This is a genomic window from Streptomyces sp. NPDC005805 (assembly GCF_040630445.1).
In the GTDB taxonomy this organism is placed as follows: Bacteria; Actinomycetota; Actinomycetes; order Streptomycetales; family Streptomycetaceae; genus Streptomyces.
Genome location: NZ_JBEXXN010000007.1, coordinates 43,411 through 64,087 on the forward strand (window position 1 = coordinate 43,411; position 20,677 = coordinate 64,087).

The 20,677-nt window shown below is 74.5% G+C and carries 20 protein-coding genes; 3 read left to right on the forward strand and 17 right to left on the reverse strand.

Annotated features, from left to right (window positions below; translation table 11 throughout):
* Positions 1–72 precede the first annotated feature (72 nt).
* From ABZ457_RS06390 to ABZ457_RS06470, 17 genes are all read right to left on the reverse strand, one after another.
* Complete coding sequence (locus tag ABZ457_RS06390; RefSeq protein ID WP_359154491.1) at positions 73–651, reverse strand: DUF4383 domain-containing protein; 579 nt, start codon at positions 649–651, stop codon at positions 73–75.
* A 160-nt stretch (positions 652–811) separates the two neighbouring features.
* Positions 812–1,411 carry a fasciclin domain-containing protein gene (locus tag ABZ457_RS06395; protein ID WP_359154493.1) on the reverse strand — a complete coding sequence of 200 codons (600 nt, stop codon included), beginning with the start codon at positions 1,409–1,411 and terminating at the stop codon, positions 812–814.
* A 172-nt stretch (positions 1,412–1,583) separates the two neighbouring features.
* Complete coding sequence (locus ABZ457_RS06400) at positions 1,584–2,552, reverse strand: MerR family transcriptional regulator (RefSeq protein WP_359154495.1); 969 nt, start codon at positions 2,550–2,552, stop codon at positions 1,584–1,586.
* Positions 2,553–2,634: 82 nt separating this feature from the next.
* A complete protein-coding gene (hypE, locus tag ABZ457_RS06405) occupies positions 2,635–3,675 on the reverse strand; it encodes a hydrogenase expression/formation protein HypE (RefSeq protein ID WP_359154679.1) in 1,041 nt (346 codons plus the stop codon).
* A gap of 76 nt (positions 3,676–3,751) precedes the next feature.
* Entirely contained in the window at positions 3,752–4,882 is a 1,131-nt protein-coding gene (hypD, locus tag ABZ457_RS06410) for a hydrogenase formation protein HypD (protein ID WP_359154497.1), read from the reverse strand.
* Complete coding sequence (locus ABZ457_RS06415) at positions 4,879–5,217, reverse strand: HypC/HybG/HupF family hydrogenase formation chaperone (RefSeq protein WP_359154499.1); 339 nt, start codon at positions 5,215–5,217, stop codon at positions 4,879–4,881. Before ABZ457_RS06415 ends, hypD begins: the two co-directional genes overlap by 4 nt.
* Before the next feature lie 98 nt (positions 5,218–5,315).
* Positions 5,316–7,703 carry a carbamoyltransferase HypF gene (hypF, locus tag ABZ457_RS06420; protein WP_359154501.1) on the reverse strand — a complete coding sequence of 796 codons (2,388 nt, stop codon included), beginning with the start codon at positions 7,701–7,703 and terminating at the stop codon, positions 5,316–5,318.
* A complete protein-coding gene (gene hypB / locus ABZ457_RS06425) occupies positions 7,700–8,593 on the reverse strand; it encodes a hydrogenase nickel incorporation protein HypB (RefSeq protein WP_359154503.1) in 894 nt (297 codons plus the stop codon). The genes hypF and hypB overlap by 4 nt, the downstream gene beginning before the upstream one ends.
* A gap of 3 nt (positions 8,594–8,596) precedes the next feature.
* Positions 8,597–9,019 carry a hydrogenase maturation nickel metallochaperone HypA gene (hypA, locus tag ABZ457_RS06430; protein ID WP_359154505.1) on the reverse strand — a complete coding sequence of 141 codons (423 nt, stop codon included), beginning with the start codon at positions 9,017–9,019 and terminating at the stop codon, positions 8,597–8,599.
* 270 nt (positions 9,020–9,289) lie between these two features.
* Positions 9,290–9,817: a hydrogenase maturation protease gene (locus ABZ457_RS06435; RefSeq protein WP_359154508.1), complete on the reverse strand. Its 528-nt coding sequence runs from the start codon at positions 9,815–9,817 to the stop codon at positions 9,290–9,292.
* Positions 9,814–11,262 (reverse strand): hypothetical protein, encoded by a 1,449-nt coding sequence (locus ABZ457_RS06440; protein ID WP_359154510.1) that lies wholly within the window; start codon positions 11,260–11,262, stop codon positions 9,814–9,816. Before ABZ457_RS06440 ends, ABZ457_RS06435 begins: the two co-directional genes overlap by 4 nt.
* Positions 11,259–11,984 (reverse strand): DUF6084 family protein, encoded by a 726-nt coding sequence (locus ABZ457_RS06445; RefSeq protein WP_359154512.1) that lies wholly within the window; start codon positions 11,982–11,984, stop codon positions 11,259–11,261. The genes ABZ457_RS06440 and ABZ457_RS06445 overlap by 4 nt, the downstream gene beginning before the upstream one ends.
* A complete protein-coding gene (locus ABZ457_RS06450) occupies positions 11,981–12,649 on the reverse strand; it encodes a DUF5947 family protein (protein ID WP_359154514.1) in 669 nt (222 codons plus the stop codon). Before ABZ457_RS06450 ends, ABZ457_RS06445 begins: the two co-directional genes overlap by 4 nt.
* Positions 12,646–13,218, reverse strand: a complete 573-nt coding sequence (locus tag ABZ457_RS06455) for a hypothetical protein (protein ID WP_359154516.1) — start codon at positions 13,216–13,218, stop codon at positions 12,646–12,648. The genes ABZ457_RS06450 and ABZ457_RS06455 overlap by 4 nt, the downstream gene beginning before the upstream one ends.
* Positions 13,215–14,999, reverse strand: coding sequence for a nickel-dependent hydrogenase large subunit (locus tag ABZ457_RS06460; RefSeq protein ID WP_359154518.1), 1,785 nt, complete (start codon positions 14,997–14,999; stop codon positions 13,215–13,217). Before ABZ457_RS06460 ends, ABZ457_RS06455 begins: the two co-directional genes overlap by 4 nt.
* Positions 15,000–15,093: 94 nt before the next feature.
* Positions 15,094–16,179 carry a hydrogenase expression protein HypE gene (locus ABZ457_RS06465; protein ID WP_359154520.1) on the reverse strand — a complete coding sequence of 362 codons (1,086 nt, stop codon included), beginning with the start codon at positions 16,177–16,179 and terminating at the stop codon, positions 15,094–15,096.
* Between the two features lie 60 nt (positions 16,180–16,239).
* Positions 16,240–17,862: a hydrogenase maturation protein gene (locus ABZ457_RS06470; RefSeq protein ID WP_359154522.1), complete on the reverse strand. Its 1,623-nt coding sequence runs from the start codon at positions 17,860–17,862 to the stop codon at positions 16,240–16,242.
* Between the two features lie 278 nt (positions 17,863–18,140).
* Here ABZ457_RS06470 and ABZ457_RS06475 point away from each other — a divergent pair, with 278 nt between their 5' ends.
* From ABZ457_RS06475 to ABZ457_RS06485, 3 genes are all read left to right on the forward strand, one after another.
* The gene (locus ABZ457_RS06475; RefSeq protein WP_359154524.1) at positions 18,141–18,599 is read left to right on the forward strand and encodes an SRPBCC family protein; all 459 of its coding nucleotides are present in this window, start codon (positions 18,141–18,143) and stop codon (positions 18,597–18,599) included.
* A gap of 142 nt (positions 18,600–18,741) precedes the next feature.
* Positions 18,742–19,200 (forward strand): hemerythrin domain-containing protein, encoded by a 459-nt coding sequence (locus tag ABZ457_RS06480; protein WP_359154526.1) that lies wholly within the window; start codon positions 18,742–18,744, stop codon positions 19,198–19,200.
* A gap of 177 nt (positions 19,201–19,377) precedes the next feature.
* On the forward strand, positions 19,378–20,646 hold the full coding sequence (locus ABZ457_RS06485) for an MFS transporter (protein ID WP_359154528.1): 1,269 nt from the start codon (positions 19,378–19,380) through the stop codon (positions 20,644–20,646).
* Positions 20,647–20,677: the final 31 nt, after the last annotated feature.

Consider the following 20,677-nt stretch of genomic DNA (forward strand, 5'->3'; position numbering starts at 1 on the left):
GCGCACCGGACCCGCCGCGCCGGGAAGGGCCCACCCGGGGACGGGCGCACCGGACGCGCCCGCCCGGACCCGTCAGGCGTCGCCGCGCCGCAGCGCTCCGCCGTCCGGTGCGCCGCCCGGCAGGGCGGGGGCGGGGCCCACCCCCCGGCCCGCCGCCCGCGCACGGGCGCGCGCCCGTTCCTCGGCGGCCTGCCGGGGGTGGCGGCGCTGCCAGTACGGGTTGTCGTGCGAGAGCTTGCTCGACACCCGCCCGTACATGCCGAAGGTCGCGATCACCAGCCCCATCACAAAGCTGAAGATCACGTTGGTCATGCCGAAGTCCAGGAAGTTGGCGGACCGGTCGAGGGCGAAGACGTGGTAGAAGCCGCTCAGCAGGAACAGGCCGCCCACGGTCATGTTGAGCGTGGAGGCGAAGTTCCCGCCCACCACGGCGCCCGCGATCAGGGCGAGGCCGACGACGGTGGAGATGACGCTCAGGGCCACGTTCGTCGTCATCCCGGCGATCGTGTCGCCGGAGGTGCTGAACGGAGTGAGGGCGTCCGCGAAGCCGAGGCAGCCGAAGACCAGCAGGACGAGGCCGCAGAACGCGGCCCCGTACCGGTAGACGGTCGCGAGGTGGTGGTCCAGGGGGAGTTCGTCGCGCAGTTTCATGCTTCCGGTTCGCCGTCGGCGGCGGCCCCGGATGCACCGGCCGGTCCGCGAACGGGTGGTACGTCCGCGTTCGCGTCCGGGCACGGCCGTGCGGCGTACGGGAGCGGTCCCGTACGCCGCACGGCGCCGCAGGAGGCGGCTCGCGGCCCGGTGGGGCCGGTCAGGACGGTGACGGCGACGACGCCGGCGGCATCAGCACGGTGTCGATGAGATGCACGGTGGCGTTCTCGGTCATCACATCGCCGCAGACGACCTTCGCGGAGTCGTTCACGGTGTACGTGCCGTCCGTCTCGTCGGTGGTCAGGTCGGCGCCCTCCAGGGTCTCGAAGGTGCCGTCGGCGAGCTGGTCCGGGGCGACCTTCTCGCCCACGACGTGGTAGGTCAGCACCTGGGTGAGCTGTTCCTTGTCGGCCAGCAGGGCGTCCAGGTCGGCCTTGGGGATCTTCTCGAAGGCGTCGTTGGTCGGCGCGAACACCGTGATGTTCTCGGCGTTGTTCAAGGTGTCGGCCAGGTCGGCTTCCTGGATCGCGGAGACCAGGGTCGACAGCTCCGGGTTGTTGGACGCGGCGGTGGCGACCGGGTCGTCGGCCATGCCCTGGGCGCTGCCCTCGCCCTGCTGGGGCAGCGACGCGCAGGCGGGTCCGACCGGCTCGGCGCGTACGTCGGCCTGTGCGGGTGCGGCGACCGCCAGGGTGACCGGCAGGATCAGCGCGCCGATGCCCGCGGCCACGGCGGCGCGGCGGGGGTGGTTGGTGTTCATGGATCCGCCCTTCCGGGATGGAGGTGGCGGGCCCGCGGAAGTGGCCCGTCGGTGGGTGTTCGGCGGCTGCCCGCCCCGCGGATTCCCCGGACGGACATTTCCTGATGATTCACCCCGAATACGACGGAGGGTCGCTGTGCGGCACCCCACCGTGCACGGTGGCGCGCTCCGCTCAGGCCCGCATCAGTTCCTCGATCACGTCCAGCGCCGAACGCAGCCCCTGGAGCCGCCCGGTCCCGGGGACCGCGCCCATCCCGGCCCAGCCGGGCCCGGCGAGCAGCAGGGCGGGGCTCTCCCGGGCGCCGCGCACCCCCCACTCCATACCGGCGATCCACTGGACGAGGGCCCGGTCCGCGGTGGAACGGGACTGCGCCCACAGCACCACCGCGGACGGGCCCGACCTGCGCACCGCCTCGAACAGCGCCTCCGCCGGCAGCGCGGCGCCGAACATCCGGGCGGGCAGGCCGCGTTCGCCGAGGGCGGCGGCGAGGGCCTCCATGGGCAGGCTGTGCTCCTCCCCCGGGACGCAGGCGAGCAGCGCGGGCGGCAGGGGCTGGGCGCCGCGGACGGTGTGGGCACGGCGGATGGCGCTGGAGACATGCCAGGACAGCAGGTGCTCGACCTCCACGTACCGCTCCCCGGCGGTGGCCCACTTGCGGCCGACGGCGTGCAGGGTGGGGGCGAGGACCTCCTCCCAGGCGGTGACCACGCCGTGCTCGGCGATGACGGCCTCCAGCAGCTCCTCCATGGCGGGCGCGTCGAGCCGCACGGCCGCCCGGGCGAGGCCCCGGCACTCCTGGCGGACGTCCCCGAGGGGCAGCGCGGTCCGGCCGCCCGGGCCGCCGCGCGGTCGGCCGTCCGGGACATCGGGGGCGCGGGCGTCGGGGGCGGGCGCGGCGCGCTGCGCGGCGCGCGCGGCCTCGGCGGGCGGTACGCCCTGACCGGTCAGCCGGCACATCTCCTCGACGAGGGCGATGTCGCCGCGCGTCCAGCGCCGGTGCCGCCCGTCCTCCCGGACGGCGGGCCCGATGCCGTAGCGCCGCTCCCAGGACCGCAGGGTGGTCGCGGCGACACCGAGCCGCCGCGCGACGGCGCCCGTGCTGAGCGACAGCGCGTCGTCCGCGTCCGTGTCGGAGGCCATGCCTTCAGCGTACGACGCATGATCGACGCAAGTTCCGCGCACGGGGGCGGGCCCGGTCCCCCGGGTCCCGGGCCCGCCCGCGTCAGCAGATGCGCGGCAGCTGCTCGCCCAGCGGCAGGTCGACCACGCGCGTACCGCCGAGGCCGGTGCGGGCCACCACCATGCCCGGGTGGTCGGCGACGGTCTCGCCGATGACGGCCGCCTCCGCGCCCAGCGGATGGGCCCGCATGGCCGCCAGCACCGCGTCGGCGTGCTCGCGCGGCACGAAGGCGACGAGCTTGCCCTCGTTGGCCACCAGCAGCGGGTCCAGCCCCAGGAAGCCGCAGGCGTTGGCCACCGCTGCGGGGACGGGGACGGCCCGCTCCTCGATGACGACGCCGGTGCCGGATGCGGCCGCGATCTCGTTCAGGGCCGCCGCCAGCCCGCCCCGGGTGGGGTCGCGCAGCACATGCAGGTCCGGGGTGACGGCCAGCATCGCCTCCACCAGACCGCCGAGGGCCGCGCAGTCGCTCTCGATGCCCACGCCGAACTCCAGGCCCTCGCGGACGCTGAGGATGGCGATGCCGTGCGCGCCGACCGGCCCGCTGACGATGACCACATCGCCCGGCACGACCCGCTGCGGCCGCAGGTCGACACCGGCCGGGACCAGGCCGACGCCCGAGGTGTTGATGTAGACGCCGTCGCCGTGCCCGGACTCGACCACCTTGGTGTCCCCGGTGACCACCTCGACGCCCGCCGCCCGGGCCGCCGCGCCCAGCGACTCGGCGACCCGGGCGACGACGGGCATCTCGACGCCCTCCTCCAGGATGAAGCCGCAGGACAGGAACGCGGGCCGCGCGCCGCTCATCGCCAGGTCGTTGACCGTGCCGTTGACGGCCAGGTCGCCGATGCTGCCGCCGGGGAAGAACAGCGGCCGGACCACGAAGGAGTCGGTGGAGAACGCCAGGCGCGCGCCGCCGAGTTCGATGGTGGCGCTGTCCCCGAGCCCGGCGAGGTGCGGGCCGCCGAACGCGGGCGCGAAGACGTGCTCCACCAGTTCGGCGGACATCGCGCCGCCGCCGCCGTGCCCCATGACCACGCGGGGCTGGTCCCGCAGCGGGGCGGGACAGGTCCAGGCGAGCATGTCCGGGGCGCCGGCGGACCCGTCGCCCTCGTCGCCCCCCGCCCGTGCCGTGGTCGTCGTGGTCCCGGTCGTGGTCTCAGACAACGGGTGCCTCCTGGCGGGGTGCGGTGCGCGGCGTGAGGTCGAGCCGCCGGTAGAGGTAGTAGGCCGCGCAGGCTCCCTCGCTGGAGACCATGGTGGCGCCGAGCGGGGTGCGCGGGGTGCAGGCGGTGCCGAACACCTCGCACTCGTGCGGCTTGAGGTGCCCCTGGAGGACCTCGCCGCTGCGGCAGGCGGCGGGCTCCCGGGTGTCGATGCCGGTGACGGAGAAGCGGTGCTCGGCGTCGTACTCCCGGTAGCGCTCCGAGAGCCGCCAGCCGCTCGCGGGGATGGTGCCGATACCGCGCCAGGCGCGGTCGGTCACCTCGAAGACGTCCGCCAGCATCGTGCGGGCGTCCGGGTTGCCCTCGGCGCGCACGGCACGCGGGTAGGCGTTCTCCACGGTGTGCTCCCCGCGCTCCAGCTGGCGGACGGTCCGGCGGACGCCCTCCAGGATGTCCAGCGGTTCGAAGCCGGTGACCACGATGGGGACGCCGAACCGGTCGGCGAGCTCCGGGTACTCGTCGGTGCCCATGACGCTGCACACATGCCCGGCGGCGAGGAAGGCCTGCACCCGGCAGGACGGGGACTGCATGATCGCCTCGATGGCCGGGGGGACCCGGACGTGCGAGACCAGCAGGCTGAAGTTGCGGATGCCGAGCTTCTTCGCCTGGTACACCGTCATGGCGTTCGGCGGCGCGGTGGTCTCGAAGCCGATGCCGAAGAACACGACCTCCCGGTCCGGGTTCTGCCGGGCGATCCGCAGGGCGTCCAGCGGCGAGTAGACGACGCGGACGTCCCCGCCCGCGCCGCGTACCTGGAAGAGGTCGCGGCCGGTGCCGGGGACGCGGAGCATGTCGCCGAAGGAGCAGAAGATCACATCGGGGCGGGAGGCGATCTCCAGTGCCTTGTCGATGACCTCCAGCGGGGTGACGCAGACCGGGCAGCCGGGGCCGTGGATCAACTCGACGCCTTCGGGCAGGAGTTGGTCGATGCCGTGGCGGATGATCGTATGGGTCTGCCCGCCGCAGACCTCCATCAGGGCCCAGGGGCGGGTGACGGTGGCCGCGATGTCGTCGAGCAGCCGCCGGGCGAGCGCGGGGTCCTGGAACTCGTCGATGTACTTCACCGGTCCGCCTTCCCCTCGCCGCCGGCGGGCGCGTCCGCCGCCCGCGTGTCGTCGTCCATGAGGGCCGCCTCTGCCTCGGCCGCCTCCCACGGGTCGCCGAACTCCTCCTGGAGCAGCCCGAGGTTCTCGAACAGGGCGAGGGTCTGGCGCGCCGACTCCTCGTCCAGACGCTGGAGGGCGAAGCCCACATGGACGATGGCGTACTCGCCGACCCGGAGGTCCGGCAGGTACTCCAGGCACACCTCCTTGACCACTCCGCCGAAGTCGACGGTGGCCATCCTGGTGCCGTCCCGTTCCTCGATGCCCAGCACTCTGCCGGGTACCGCCAGGCACATGTGCGTCTCCTCGCTCTCGCGCTGTGTCGTGTCCCGTCCTGCGTGAAGGTCCCGTCCCCGGCCGTGCGGGGTGTCCCGCGTCCGGCGCGGGGTGGCCGTCAGCCGGCGGCGGGGCCCCGGCAGGCGGCCACGACGAGCTGGCCGAGTGCCAGCCCGCCGTCGTTCGGGGGGATGCGCCGGTGCCGGAGCACCGTGAAGCCGTCGTCCGCGAGGCGTGCGGCGCAGGCGGACGACAGCAGGGTGTTGGCGAAGACGCCGCCGCTCAGGGCCACGTCGGTGAGGCCGTGTTCGGCCCGGGCCGCCGCGCACACCCCGTGCACCAGGTCGGCGACGGCCGCGTGGAAGCGCGCGGCGATCGGCCCGGGCCCGGTCCCGGCGCGCAGGTCGCGCACCACGGCGGCGAGCAGCGGAGCGGGGTCTGCGGCGTACGCGGCCCCGGCCGCCGCGCCCTGCGGGGTGAGCCGGAAGGTGTAGCCGTCCGCCTGCGGTGCCCGGCCGTCGCGCAGTGCGCGTACCGCCGCCGCCTCCAGTTCGACCGCCGCCTGGGCCTCGTACCCGGAGCGGTGGCACACCCCGGCGAGGGAGGAGACGGCGTCGAAGAGGCGGCCCATGCTGGAGGTGGGGACGCAGTGCACTCCGCGCGCCAACTGCTGTTCCAGCAGGTCGAGTTCAGCAGGAGGACAGGCTTCCGTGCACGGCAGCCAGGTCTCCCGGGCGAGCCCGGCGGTGCGCAGATGGGACAGGGCCGTCCGGTACGGCAGCCGTACGGCGGCGTCGCCGCCGGGGAGCGGGGTGTAGGCGAGATGGGCGAAGCGGGTGAAGCCGGCGTAGCCGGCGAGAAGGAACTCGCCGCCCCACACGGCGCCGTCGGGTCCGTGGCCGGTGCCGTCGAAGGCGACCCCGATGACCCGGGCGGCCGGGCCGAGCCCGTGTTCGGCCATCGCGGAGGCGATGTGCGCGTGGTGGTGCTGGACGCCGGTGACCGGCCGGCCGGCGGCGCGGCGGGCGGCCCAGCGGGTGGAGCGGTAACCGGGGTGGAGGTCGGCCGCGAGGTGTTCGGGCCGGGTGCCGGTGACCGACTCCAGCTGCTCCTCGGCCCGTTCGAAGGCGCGCTGGGTGGCGAGGTCGTCCATGTCGCCGATATGGGCCGAGAGCCACGCCTTGTCCCCGGAGCCGAGGCAGAAGGCGTTCTTCAGGTCGCCGCCGACGGCGAGGGTGGGCGGGACGCGCACGGGCAGGGTGAGCGGCAGGGGCGCGTGGCCTCGGGAACGCCGCAGGATCAGCGGCTCGCCGTCCAGGACCCGGACCACGGAGTCGTCGCAGGGGACGTGGATCGGCCGGTCGTGCAGCAGCCAGGCGTCGGCCAGACCGCCGAGGCGGGCGAGGGCGTCCTCGTCGTCGGTGACGATCGGCTCCCCGGCCAGGTTGCCGCTGGTCATGACCAGCAGCCGGGGTCCGGGTGCGTCGCCGGGCAGGCCGAGGAGGAGGTGGTGCACGGGGGTGTAGGGCAGCAGCACGCCGAGGTCGGGGCTGCCGGGGGCGACGCCGTCCGCCGGGCGCGGCCCGGTGCCGGCGGGCCCGGGCAGGCGGCGCAGCAGGACGATCGGCCGGTCGGGGCCGGTGAGCGCGGCCCGTTCCGGCTCGTCGGCGCGGACCAGGCCCGTGAGGTCGCCGAGGTCGCGGGCCATCAGGGCGAAGGGCTTGTCGCCGCGGTTCTTGCGGCGGCGCAGGGTCTCGACGGCGGCGGGGTCGGTCGCGTCGCAGGCCAGGTGGTAGCCCCCGAGGCCCTTCACCGCGAGGACGGCTCCGGCGGCGAGCAGCTTCCGGGCGGCGGCGACCGGGTCCTCCGCGGGCGCCTCCCCGCCGGATCGCGTGACCAGGCGCAGCCGGGGGCCGCAGGCGTGGCAGGAGACCGGCTGCGCGTGGAAGCGGCGGTCGGCGGGGTCGGTGTACTCCCGGGCGCAGTCGGCGCACAGCGGGAACCGGGCCATGGTGGTGTGCGCGCGGTCGTACGGGAGGCCGGTGACGATGGTGAACCGGGGTCCGCAGTGGGTGCAGGTGATGAAGGGGTGCCGGTACCGCCGGTCGGCGGGGTCGGCCAGCTCGGCGAGGCAGTCGGCGCAGGTGGCGGTGTCCGGGGGCACGAGGGTGCGGACGGGTCCGCCGCCGCGGGAGGCGACGATCGCGAACCCGGCGCCGCCGGTGGCCGCAAGGGGTTCGTGCCGCACCGACTCCACGACGGCGAGCGGGGGCGCGTCGGCGGCGAGCCGCTCGCAGAAGCGGGCCACGGCGTCCGGGGCGCCCTCGACCTCGGCGAGGACGCCGTCCCCGGTGTTGGTGACATGCCCGGCGAGGCCCAGCCCGGTCGCCAGGCCGTGGACGAACGGGCGGAAGCCGACGCCCTGGACGACGCCGCGTACGACGACCCGGCGGCGCTCGGCGGCCCCGGGGACGGAGGCGGCGGAAGGGGCGGAGGGGGCGGTCACGCGTGCAGCTGGGAGTGCGCGGGGGCGTCGGCGTGGACGTGCGGATGCGGATGCGGATGCGGATGCGTGTGGTCGTGACCGTGGTCATGCCCGCCGTGCTCGTGGCCGTGGCCGTCGTGGCCGTGCGCGTGGCCGTCGTGGCCGTGCCCGTGGCCGCCGTGCTCGTGCCCGTGGCCGTCGTGGCCGTGCGCGTGCCCGTCGTGCTGCCGGGCCATCACCGGGACGTGGACCGGCTCCCCCGCCGCCGCGGCGAGCGCGCGGTCCAGCAGGGCGCCCGCGCCGAGACCGGTGCGGGCCGAGGTGAGGACGATCTCCACGCCCGGGTTGACCCGCCGCACATGCGCCCGGAAGGCGTCCTCGTCGAAGTCGACCGCCTCCGCGATGTCCGTCTTGGTCACCAGCACCAGGTTCGCCAGCCCGAACGCCGTGGGGTACTTCAGCGGCTTGTCCTCCCCCTCGGTGACCGAGGCGAGGACCACCCGCAGCGACTCGCCCAGGTCGTAGGAGGCCGGGCAGACCAGGTTGCCGACGTTCTCGACGAACAGCAGCCGGGTGTCCCCCGGCAGCCAGCCGACCAGATGGCCGCCGAGCATCCCGGCCTCCAGGTGGCACAGCCCGTCGGTGTGGATCTGCTTGACCGGCACCCCCGAGCGGGCGAGCCGCTCGGCGTCGTTCTCGGTGGCCAGGTCGGCGGTGAGAGCGGCGACGGGCACACCCCGTTCGCGGGCCGTGCGCAGTTCCGTCTCCAGCAGGGCGGTCTTCCCGCTGCCCGGGCTGGACAGCAGGTTGACGACCGTGGTGCCGCGGGCGGCGAGGCCGGCGCGCAGGGTCCGCGCGGTCGCGTCGTTCTTCGCGAGCACCGAGGTCTGCAGGTCGAGCGCACGGCACATGGGTCAGCTCTCCTCAAGGACGGGGTGGTGGGAGTCGGCAGCGGAACCCGGGGTGCCGGGCGGGTCGGCCGGGTCGGCCGGGTCGCCCCAGTGGACCTCGGCGATCCGCAGTTCCCGGCCGGACAGCAGGTCCTGGGCCGGTGTCCCGCACCCGGGGCAGCACAGGTCCGGGGGCATCCCGACGGCCCACTCACGGTCGCAGGGAACGCAGTGCGCACGCGCCGGGACCGTCTCGGCGGTCAGCTCCGCGCCCTCCAGCAGGGTTCCGGCGCAGGCGAGTTCGAAGCAGAAGGCGAGGGCTTGGGGGACGACGCCGGCGAGTTCACCGACGCTCAGCCGGACGGAGGCGACGGACCCGGCCCCGCGCTCGCGCGCGGCCTCCTCCACCTGGTCGACGACCGCGAGCGCAAGGGACATCTCGTGCATCGTGCTCAGTCCTGTCGGTGGGCGGATCGCGTCGGCCGGCGCCCGGCGGGCGCGCCCCATTCAAGGGGCGCGGCCCCCTCCGTGCCGCCCGGCGCACCGGCGCCGGACGGCGGTTGGCCCGATCGGAGCAGCGGGCGGGGCGGTACCGCGCTCACATGCTCCTGATGCGCAAGTAGCGCCTGATGTCGGGCAGGTTGACGGCGATCAGGGCGGCGACGACGGCGGCGACGGCCGTCCCTGCGATGGCGCTTCGGTTCACGGTGTCCTCCTTCAGGGGGCGGGCTGCGGGTCGGGGGCGGGTGCGGTGACGAGGTCGCGCAGGGTCCGTAGGGCCTCCGGCACGGCGTCCCGGACGGGGTCCGAGAGGCCGATCCCCTCCTCCAGGCAGGCGGGTTCGCAGCCGACGACGAGGATCCGGCGCGGCGGGGTGCCGCCGGTTCCGGCGCACAGGGCGCCGAGCAGGGCGAGGACCGCGTCGGGCGACATGCGGTGGCCGTCGACGACGGCCTCCTGGGCCGCCGCGTCCACGGTGGCGTCCTCGATCAGATAGAGCGTGCCGGGTGCGCCGCCGCGTGCGGTGGCGTCCACCAGGACGACCGTGTCGTAGCCGTCGAGGAGCTGATAGGCGAGATGGACGCCGCGGACGCCGATGTCGACGGCCTCGACGTGGGCGGGCAGCGGCCCGGCGGCGAGCCGCCGCACGGTCTCGACGCCGAAGCCGTCGTCGCCGAGGAAGATGTTCCCGATCCCGGCGACGAGGGTCCGGGGCGCGCCGGCCCCGGGGGCGGGGGTGCTCACGTCGTCTCCTCCGGGTGGCGGACCTCGTCGGGCTGGAAGTAGAGGTAGCGGCCCTGCTCGCGGCGGATGTCGGCGCCGGGGTCGCCGTCCACGGTGACGGCGAGGTGCACTCCCCCGTCGACGTCGTGGAGGACGGCCTCCACCTGGGCGGTGCGGCCGTGCAGGAACAGGTCCTGGGCGTCGGTGCGGCGTTTGCCGGGCCGCAGGACCACCCGGCTGCCGGCCCGCACGGGGCGGCCGTCGACGAGGATCTCGTCGCGCTCCGGGTCGACACCGGTGTCCCCGCCCGGGTCCCACCACGGGGTGTCGGGCCGGGCGGTGCCGTGGTCCTCGAAGGGGTCCCGGTCCGTGGCGGTGAACGGGTCGGGGCCGGCGCCCGGCGCCCCCGTGGTGACGGCGTCCAGGGAGCGGATGGCGCCGTGCAGCCGGTCCAGGACCTCCGGCGGCATGGAGTCGGCGAGGTCGATGACGGCCGCCGCGCGGGCGTCGGTGCCCCGGGCCTCGCGCTTCTCCTGGTCGGTGAGGGCGGCGGTACGCAGGGCGAGGATCTCGTCGATCTCGGTGGCGTCGTAGAGGGTTCCGAGGCTCTCGGGGGCGATGGCCGGGTGGTCGTCCAGGATGATCGGCGAGGAGAGGACCAGGTCGGCGCGGCCCGGTTCACCGGCGAGGACCGGCCAGGTGTGCAGATTGCGGCAGCCGGCGACGGCACCGGCCGCCCACTGCGGCGGGTCGGTCAGGGAGAGGAAGGCTCCGCCGCTGAGCTGGAGGAGCACATGGGTGGCGATCAGGGAGTGCGGGAGCGCGGCGTCCCGGGCGGCGCCGGGTTCCGGCCGCCAGGCGCTGGTGTTCTCGACGAGGGCGGTGAGCTTGAACGCCCGGTAGGGGCCCGGGAGTTCCTCGGCGCTCAGCCGCAGCCGCCCGCTGATCGCCTCCCGGCGGCGGACGAGGCGGCCGACGACGGTGCCGTCGGCGTCCCGGACGGTCTCGGTCTCCTCGTGCGCGGGGCGGGTGAAGGGGACGTCGGTGCCCTCGGGGGTGAGGTCCGCGGTGGGCACGGTGAGGTCGGTGTGCTCCTCGACGCCCTCGTCCCAGGCGGTGAGCACCCGGTCGTCCAGGTGGAGTTCGGCGACGGGTTCGAAGGTGCCGTCCGGGCGGGCCCGTTCCACCGTGCGGCGCTGGGCGTGCAGAAAGCGCACCTGGACGGCGAGTTCGGCGCCGGTGCGGCGTTCCATCAGGATCTCGGTGTGCTGGAAGTCGTGCTCGTCGCCGGCCGCGGCCCAGGCGGGCGGCACGAGGACGCCGAACTGCCAGCGGAGGCGGTTCTTGGCGGCGGAGGCCCGGTAGGGGTAGAGGACGTAGCCCTCGAAGAGGACGGCGTCGGCGACCTGGCGGGCGTAGGCGAGCCGGGCCTCGGTGGACGCGGGGAAAGGGGCGGTGGTGGTCATCGGGCCGTGGTCCTCTCCTGCCGTCCCGCTCCGGCTCCGGCGGCGGCCCGCAGGGCGTCCGCCGGTCCGGGGCGCGGCCCGGCGTCCGGCCCGAACTCGGCTGCCGTGGCGAGGAGTTCGCGCACGGTCGCCTCCCAGGAGGGCAGGGCGCGGCGGGAGCGATGGGCGCGCAGGGCGTCCATGACGTCGGAGGGCAGCCGGATCCAGCCGCAGCCGGGGAAGTGCTGGGCGATCATCTCCCGCCAGGTGGCGACCGGGAGCCGGAACTCCGCCTCGCGGTCCCAGGGCACCGGTTCCACCCGGAAGCCCGCGTCGCCGGTGAACGCCGTGCCGGAGAACAGCATCAGCAGCGGCACCTCGCCGCCCTCCAGGGCGTCCAGGTAGCGGGTGGCGGCGATGTCCATGTCGTAGGTGCAGGGGACGACGAGGTCGGTCTCGGTCTCCCCGGTGAAGCCGGGCACCATCAGCGGGACCTGGGCGAACTGCACGGGGTGCAGGGTGCTGCCCCAGCGCGAGCGTTCCCCGAACAGGTCGGTGAGCGGCTCGGTCTCGCCGGGCGCGTAGGAGCGGCGGGCGGGCTCGATCCGGATCTGGCAGCGCAGCGCCAGCGCGTGGACGGGGGTGGGGTCGGGGGTGGTGACGCGCAGCCGGAAGACGAGCGTGGGCCCGGCGGCGTAGCGGTCGGCGCGGACGCCGGTGCAGTGGAAGGTCAGTTCGGTCATGAGGAGTCCGCCCCGGTGGTACGGGCCTTGCGGCGTACGTCGTCGAAGAAGGCGTCGAGGTCGGCGCGGGCCTCGGCCCCGCCGTCGAAGCCGTGCCAGAGCAGCCGCATCCGGCCCACCAGGGCGTAGCAGCGGTCCACGGGCACGAGGTGGCACTCGGTCAGCTCGCCGGTGCGGCGCACCAGGAGGGCCTCGGTGTCGGGGGCGAGTTCACCGGCGAGGGCGGTGGCGTCCAGGACGGTCTCCCGTTCCCGGGGCTCCAGTTCGCGTTCGGTGGCCCCGGCAGGGCTGGGGTAGAGGGCCACCAGCCGGTCGAGCGCCGTGTTGTGGAAGAAGAAGGCGACGCTGACGGGGATGGCGAGGAGGTTCCACAGGCCGTCGTCGAAGCGGTGGTCCGGGTCGGTGAGGACGCGGTCGGGCACGGCCCGGAACCGGCCGCCGCCGGTGGCGCCGGGCCGGGCCATCACCTGGGCGCAGGCCGGGCAGGCGCAGGCGAGGGAGCGGCGTTCGGTGTCGACGAGGTGGCGGTGCTCGGAGGCGACGGGGACCCCGCACAGTTCGCAGACCTCGGCGCGGGGCGGGCGGGGGGTGGTGAACCGCCGGAGCCCGCGCGGCTGGCGGGCAGCAGCCGCGCGGGCCGCCGGAGCGGCGTGGGGCGCGCTCACCGCGCCGGGCCCGGGGCCCCGCCGGGGCGGGTCCCGATCTGGAGCAGGGCGGGTTCGCGGGGCGCCTCGGGGAGGAGGTCGACGTCGGTCACCTCGGGGGCGAAGGAGCAGAGCGCCTCGATCGCGGCCTGCCGGGCGGCGTCGGCCGTGGAGCCGCAGCCGCAGCCCGAGGCGGCGGCCGGGCGCAGCCGCAGCACACCGGTGCGCTCGTCGTAGCCGGCGTGCTCCAGGCCGCCGCCGGCGACGGTGGCCAGGGCGCGGGCGATGCGGGCCTCGGTGTCCTCGGGGTGGAGGTCGTGCAGGACGAGGAGGCTCGCGACCAGTTCGTCGCCGAGCAGGGGCTCCAGCGGGCCGGCGCCGTTCCGGGGGGCGGCCCGGCCGAGGAGGTCGACGGCGCGGGCGAGGCCGGCGCCGTAGAAGTCCATCAGGACGCGGACCAGTTCCTCGGCGGCCTCCCGGGCGGGCTCGTCGCCGGAGTCGGCGAGGTGCTGGAGGATCTCCTCGACCCGGCGGCCGGCCTCCTCGGCGGTGGGTGCGGCGGCCGGCCGGGTGCCGGTGGCGGCGCTCATCCGCCCAGCCCGCTCAGGCCGGTGGGGACGTGCATGGTCTTGACGGTCTTCCCGCCGCCGACGTACATGTGCACACCGCACGGCAGACAGGGGTCGAAGCTGCGCACGGCCCGCATGATGTCGATGCCCTTGAAGTTCTCCGGGGTGTTCTCCTCGAAGATGGGCGTGTTCTGCACAGCGTCCTCGTAGGGGCCGGGGGTGCCGTAGGTGTCGCGGGTGCTGGCGTTCCACGGGGTCGGCGGGTACGGGTGGTAGTTGGCGATCTTCCCGTCGCGGATGACCATGTGGTGGGAGAGGACGCCGCGGACGGCCTCGGTGAAGCCGCAGCCGATGGACTCGTCCGGGACCTCGAACTTCTCCCAGGTCTGGGTGCGTCCGGCGCGGACCTCCTCCAGGCCCTTCTCGGCGCAGTGCAGCGCGATGGCGGCCGCGTACGCCTGGAAGTAGGTCCGGGCGCGGTTGCGTTCGAGGGCGTTGGACCACTGCGGGATCTTCCACTCGAAGGTGGTCTCCGGCTTGGTCATGGTCCGGGGCAGGTTGATGACGACGCTGTGGCCGGTGGCCTTGACGTAGCCGACGTCCACCAGGCCGGACAGGGCGGTGGACCAGAGGCGGGCGAGGGGGCCGCCGCCGGTGTCCAGGGGCAGGTAGTCCTTGCCGTCGAACCAGCGCGGGGACATCACCCAGCTGTACTTGTCCTGGAAGTCCCGCTTCTGCGGGGCCGGGATGGTGTGCTGGTTCCACGGGTGGCGCGGGTCGACGGGGTTGCCGAGCGGGTCGTGGGTGACGAACTGCTCCTGGCCGGCCCAGTCCTCGTAGTAGGAGGAGCCGAGCAGGATGCGGATGCCGAGGTTGATCTCGGTGAGGTCGTTGGTGACCAGCTTGCCGTCCACGACGACGCCCGGGGTGACGAACATCCGCCGGCCCCAGTCGGTCATGTTGGCGTAGGTGAAGTCGCAGTACTCGGGGTCGTTGAGGGCGCCCCAGCAGCCGAGGAGCACCCGCCGGCGGCCGACCTCCTCGTAGCCGGGCAGGGCCTCGTAGAAGAAGTCGAAGAGGTCGTCGTGGAGGGGGACGACGCGCTTCATGAACTCGACGTACCGCATCAGCCGGCTCATGTAGTCGGTGAAGAGCTGCACGGAGGCGACCGTGCCGACGCCGCCCGGGTAGAGCGTGGAGGGGTGCACATGGCGGCCCTCCATCAGGCAGAACATCTCCCGGGTGTAGCGGCTGACCTGGAGGGCCTCGCGGTAGAACTCGCCCTCCAGGGGGTTGAGGGAGCGCATGATGTCGGCGATGGTGCGGTAGCCGTGCTCGGCGGCGTGCGGGGCCTCGGTGCGCTCGGCGAGTTCGAGGACGCCGGGGTTGGTCTCGCGGACCATCCGCTCGCAGTAGTCGACCCCCACCAGGTTCTCCTGGAAGATGTTGTGGTCGAACATGTACTCGGCGGACTCACCGAGGTTGATGACCCACTCGCCCAGGTGCGGGGGCTTCACGCCGTAGGCCATGTTCTGCGCGTACACCGAGCAGGTGGCGTGGTTGTCGCCGCAGATGCCGCAGATGCGGCTGGTGATGAAGTGGGCGTCGCGCGGGTCCTTGCCGCGCATGAACACGCTGTAGCCGCGGAAGACCGACGACGTGCTGTAGCACTCGGCGACCCGCTTCTGCTTGAAGTCGATCTTCGTGTGGATGCCGAGACTTCCCACGATCCGGGTGATCGGATCCCAGGACATCTCCACGAGGCCGCTCTTGTCGCCGGCAGCCTTGGTCGTCGGTCCCATGGTGCGCTGTGCCCTTCGTCGGGTGTGACGGGTCGTCAGGTGTGACGGGTGGGGGGTGTGGCTCGTGGTTCCTGCTTCGTGCTTCAGCGGACGGTCACCACGGCGGCCGGTAGCCGGTGGTCAGCCGCTCGCCGGTGTGGCGCCACTTGGGCTCCTGGTCCACGGTCTTCCCCGTGAGGGACCGCAGCCGCCGGATGACCGCGCCGTAGGCGCCGCTGGCGGTGCTGGAGACCTTGCCTCCGGGGGGTTCGTCCATGAACGGCATGAACTTGTCCGGGAAGCCCGGCATGGTGCAGGCGATGCAGATGCCGCCGACGTTGGGGCAGCCGCCGATGCCGTTCATCCAGCCCCGCTTGGGGACGTTGCACTTCACGACCGGGCCCCAGCAGCCGAGCTTGACCAGGCAGAGCGGGGAGTCGTAGCTGTGCGCGAACTGGCCCTGCTCGTAGTAGCCGCCGCGGTCGCAGCCCTCGTGGACGGTGGCGCCGAACAGCCAGGTGGGCCGCAGCTTGTCGTCCAGCGGGATCATCGGCGCGGCGCCGGTCGCCTGGTAGAGCAGGTAGGTCAGGGTCTCGGAGAAGTTGTCGGGCTGGATGGGGCAGCCGGGCACACACACGATGGGGATGCCGGCCTTGGACTTCCAGTCCCAGCCGAGGTAGTCGGGCACGCCCATGGCGCCGGTCGGGTTGCCCGACATGGCGTGGATGCCGCCGTAGGTGGCGCAGGTGCCGATGGCGACCACGGCGAGGGCCTTGGGCGCGAGCCGGTCGATCCACTCGCTGGTGGTGATGGGCTGGCCGGTCTCCGGGTCGTCGCCGAAACCGCACCAGTAGCCCTCGGGCTTGATGGACTCGTTGGGGATGGAGCCCTCGACGACGAGGACGAAGGGGTCGATCTCGCCCCGCTCCCCCTTGAAGAACCACTCGATGAACGTGTCCGCGCCCTGCACGGGCCCGCACTCGTAGTCGATCAGGGGCCAGTGGACCTGGATCTTCGGCAGGCCGGGCAGCGCCCCGAGGACGATCTCCTCGATGCTGGGCTGCATCGCGGCCGTCAGGGCGACGGAGTCACCGTCGCAGCTCAGCCCTGCGTTGATCCAGAGGATGTGGATCGGGGCCTGTTCCTCGGCGGACGCACCCGGGGACTGGCCCTCGGCGGTGGTCGGGGTTGCAGCGTTCATGGGACGCCTCCTGGCGCGGCTGTGACGGCACCCCCCTCCTGCGACTGGTCATCTCTCTTGCTAACAGCGGTCCACCCCCGCCGCCACCAGACCGGCCGGGGGCCGCTCCTTGCGGACGAAGGCGGCCCGCGCGTCCAGGGCCGCCTTCTTGGCGGCGATGCGCCGCCCGGTCGCCGGGAACGCGGCGAGCCGCGCGGCCGAACGGGTGACGCTGCCGGTGAACTCCGCCGGGGTGACATCGGCGATCCGGTCCACCAGTCCGAGCCGCAGGGCGGTGCGGGCGGTCACCGGCAGGGCCTCCTCGGTGAGCCGCCGGGCCTGCTCGGCACCTGCCCGGCGGGGCAGCGAGTACGTCCAGTACTCGGAGCCGTAGAGGCCCATCCGCCGGTAGTGGGGGTTGAGCACGGAGCCGGAGCGGCACCAGACCTCGTCGGCGGCCAGGGCCAGCATCACGCCCCCGGCGGCCGCGTTGCCGCCGACGGCGGCGACCGTCAGCCGGTCGGTGGTGGTCAGCACCGCCTCCACCAGGTCGTTCATGGCCTCCAGGTTGGCGATCGACTCCGCGCCCGGGTCGTCGGCGGCCTCGATCACGCCCAGGTGGATGCCGTTGGAGAAGAAGTCCCGCGCGCCGCCGAGGACCAGGACGGAGGTGGGGCGCTCGCAGGCGGCGCGGTAGGCGTCCAGCAGGCGGCGGCACTGCCCGGTGCTCATCGCGCCGCCGGGGAAGGAGAACGACAGCCGGCCGACCGTCCCCTCCTCGTGGTACGCGATGTCCCGCCAGGTGCGCCCCGGCTCGGGCAGGCCCGGGTCCTGGGGCGGTGCGGGGACCTCGGGCAGGTCCGGGAGGACCCCGGCGCGGGACAGGGCGAGGGCGGCGGGGAGCTTGAACGCGGCCGGGCCGCCCGGGGTGCGCCGGGGGCGCAGCTCGGGGATCCACACGGCGCCGTCGGCGGTGGCCCGGCAGACCGCGCCGGCGCGGGTGGCGATCAGTGCGCCGGGGGTGCCGCGCAGAGTGTCCTCCGGATGCCCGCCGTGCAGGTACCAGTCGCCGCCGAGGAGGCGGTCCAGCACGCCGGGCTGCGAGTCCGCGGCCCGCAGACCGCGCAGGACGGTCTCGGTGGTGTCCTTCGTCCAGTCGAGGGCGCGCTCCCGCTGGGTGAGGTAGGGGCGGGTCCCGGTGCCGGGCGTCCGGCCGCCGGGCGCGTCCTGCGGGAGCGGCCGGTGGGTGCCGGAGGCGGCGCGCTCCACGGCGAGGAGGACGGCCTCCACGGCCGCGTCGGAGACCTCTCCCCGGTAGAGGTCGCTCTTGCCCAGCGGCGGCAGGGGGCAGGCGGCGGACGCCCAGACGTCGCCCGCGTCCATCTCCGCCACCGCCTCCAGGACGGTGACGCCCCACTCCCCCGCCCCGTCGAGGATCGCCCGGTCCAGGCTGGAGGGGCCGCGGTCGCCGGGCGGGCCCGGGTGCACCACGAGGCACAGGTGGCGGGACCAGACCTCGCGCGGGATCGCGGTCCGCAGCATGGGCGCGAGCACGAGGCCGGGCCGGTGCTCCTCGACCGCCCGGACGATGTCGTCGCCGTCGGCGACCTCGGCGAGGGCGGTCTCGTGGCCGCGGTCGCGCAGCTCGGCGTCGACGCGCTGGGTGAGGCTGTTGTTGGCACTGGCGACGAGCAGGATCCGCATGGGCCCTCCGAAGTCCGGCCGCTCACGGGCCGGATCGTGCGCCGGCCGACCCCCGCGATGGTGGCGGCACGCCACCGCGAGACCGTGACGCTCGCCGGGGGCGTCACCCGAACGGGACCGGCTTGGGCCGGATGCACGCCGGGCCACCGGGCCACCGGGCCGTGTACGCGCCGGGGCAGGCGCCGGGGTCATCAACCGGCGGGGGCCGGGTAGGCGGGCGTCGAGCCCCCGCGCGGTGGGCGGTCCGCCGCGCCGAGGGCCATGGAGAGGAGGCAGTGATGAGCACGGTGAAGGAGTCGGTGGAGGTCGCCGTCCCGCTGCGCACCGCCTACAACCAGTGGACGCAGTTCGAGGAGTTCCCGCGCTTCATGGAGGGCGTGGAGGAGGTCCGGCAGCTCGACGACGTGCACAGCCGCTGGGTCGCCCGCGTCGGCGGCGTACGGCGGGAGTTCGAGACCGAGATCGTCGACCAGCTCCCGGACGAGCGGATCGTCTGGCGCACCACGGGCGGGGACGTCAGGCAGATGGGCATGGTGCGCTTCCGGGCCGTGGACGCGGAGCACACCCGGGTGGACCTCGTCATGGACGTGGAGCCGACCGGGGTCGCCGAGACGGCGGCGACGGCGGCCGGGGTCCTGGACCGGCGGGTCAAGGGCGACATGCGGCGCTTCAAGGAGTACATCGAGGGCCGGGGCGGCGAGACGGGCGCCTGGCGGGGGCGTGTCCTCCCGGACTGAGACCAGCCTGTTCGGGTGGCAGCGGCCGTGCGAGGTGAACGCGGGTCGTCGCCGTGGCAGGCATGGACCAGGCGTTTTCCTGCGCCCGGTCCGGCCTGTGCGCGGCGGACGGGCGGTCGTGACACACAGAAGGAGCATCTCCATGGGCCACGGTGGCAACGTCATCGACGAGCTGTCGGCCGACCTCAGAGAGATCGAGGACCTCTTCGCCCGGGTCGCGGGCCTCACCCCGGACGATCCGGAGCTGCGCCCCCTCGCCGACCGGCTCACGGGCAAGCTGGTCCGGCACGCGGTGACGGAGGAGGAGTACCTCTTCCCCGCGGTCCGGCGCTTCGTGGACGACGGCGACGACATGGCCGACCAGGAGATCGCCGACCGGGCGGAGGCCGAGCGCCTGCTGCGGGAGCTGGAGGCGTGCCCGCCCGGGGACGGCCGCTTCCCGGCCCTGCTCGCGACCCTGCGGGCGTCCACGGGCCGGCTGGTGTCGGCCCGGGAGCAGCATCTCTTCCCGCTGCTGGCCGAGTCCTGCCCGCCGCGGATCCTCGTCGAACTGGGCGACCGGGTGCGCGCCTCGCGCGAGCGGACCCCCGCGCACCCCTGATTCCCCGGGCCCGGCGCGGGCCCGCGACACGGAGACGGACCGGGCCCCGGGCCCGCCAGCACACCGGAGGCCGCCTTGCCGGCAGAACGACCTGGACAGCCGGTGCGGCCGGGCGGGGCGCACGGGCCGGACACCGGCCCCGCGCCCGGCGGCGGACGCGGGGCCGAACTGTGGGGGATGCCGAGGAAGCTGCTCCCGGGCTATCTCGGTGTGCTGCTGTTCATGATCGGCGACGGGGTGGAGATCGGCTTCCTCGCCCCCTACATGGCCGACCACGGCGCCGGGACCGATGTGCGGGCGGGCTATGTGATCACCGCCTACGGCGTCGCGGTGATGCTCGGGTCCTGGCTGTCCGGGGCGCTGGCCGAGATCTGGGGGCCGCGCCGGGTGATGTGGGCGGGCGGCGCGGTCTGGGCCGTGTTCCACGCGCTGTTCCTGCTCGCCGCGCTGGGGACCGAGAACTATCCGCTGATGGTGGTGCTCTACGGTCTGCGTGGCTTCGGCTATCCGCTGTTCGCCTTCGGTTTCCTGGTCTGGATCACCGCGGCGGCGCCCCGGCGGCACCTCGGCGCGGCGGTCGGCTGGTTCTACTTCGCGTTCACCGGCGGCCTGCCGACGCTCGGCTCGCTCTGGGCCAGTGCGGGCATCCCGGCCGCCGGTGAGCGGGCCACCCTCTGGTCGGCGCTGGTGCTGGTCGTGGCGGGCACCCTGCTCGCCCTGGTGGGTGCGCGCGGGCGGGCCGGCGGCGACCGGCTGGCACCGCCCGGGGTGACGGCCCGGGCGAGCCTGCGCACCAGTGTCTCGGTGGCCTGGACCCACCCGCGGGTGCTGGTCGGCTGTCTGGTGCGGGTGATCAACACCGCGCCGATGTTCGGGATGCTGGTCTATCTGCCGCGGGTGTTCGCCGACGGCATCGGCTTCGGCGACGGCCGCTGGCTGCGCCTCCTCGCGATCGTGTTCGGCACCAACATCGCGTTCAACCTCCTCTTCGGGGCGCTCTCCGACCGGATCGGCTGGCGCACCACGATCGCCTGGTTCGGGGCCTTCGGCTGCTCGGTGACCTTCTGCCTGCTGTACTTCGTGCCCGCCTGGCTCGGCCCGGACCACTACTGGGCGGCGGTCGTCGCGGGGATGCTCTACGGGGCGGCCCTCGCGGGGTTCGTGCCGATCTCGGCGCTGGTGCCGTCGATGGCGCCGGAGAACAAGGGCGGGGCGGTGGCCCTGCTCAACCTGGGGGCGGGCGGGGCCGCGTTCGTGGGCCCGGCGCTGGCCAGTCTGCTGCTGCCGCTGACAGGGGTGGCCGGCATGACGCTGGCGTTCGCCGCGCTCTATCTGGTCGCCCTGGTACTCACCTTCACCCTGCGGCTGCCCGAGGACACGGCGCCGGGTGGGCGGACGGTGGCCGCCGGCGGCGGGGAGGCCGGGCGGACGGCGCGGGTGCCCTGAGGCCCGGCGCCCCGGCCGGAGCGCGACCAGG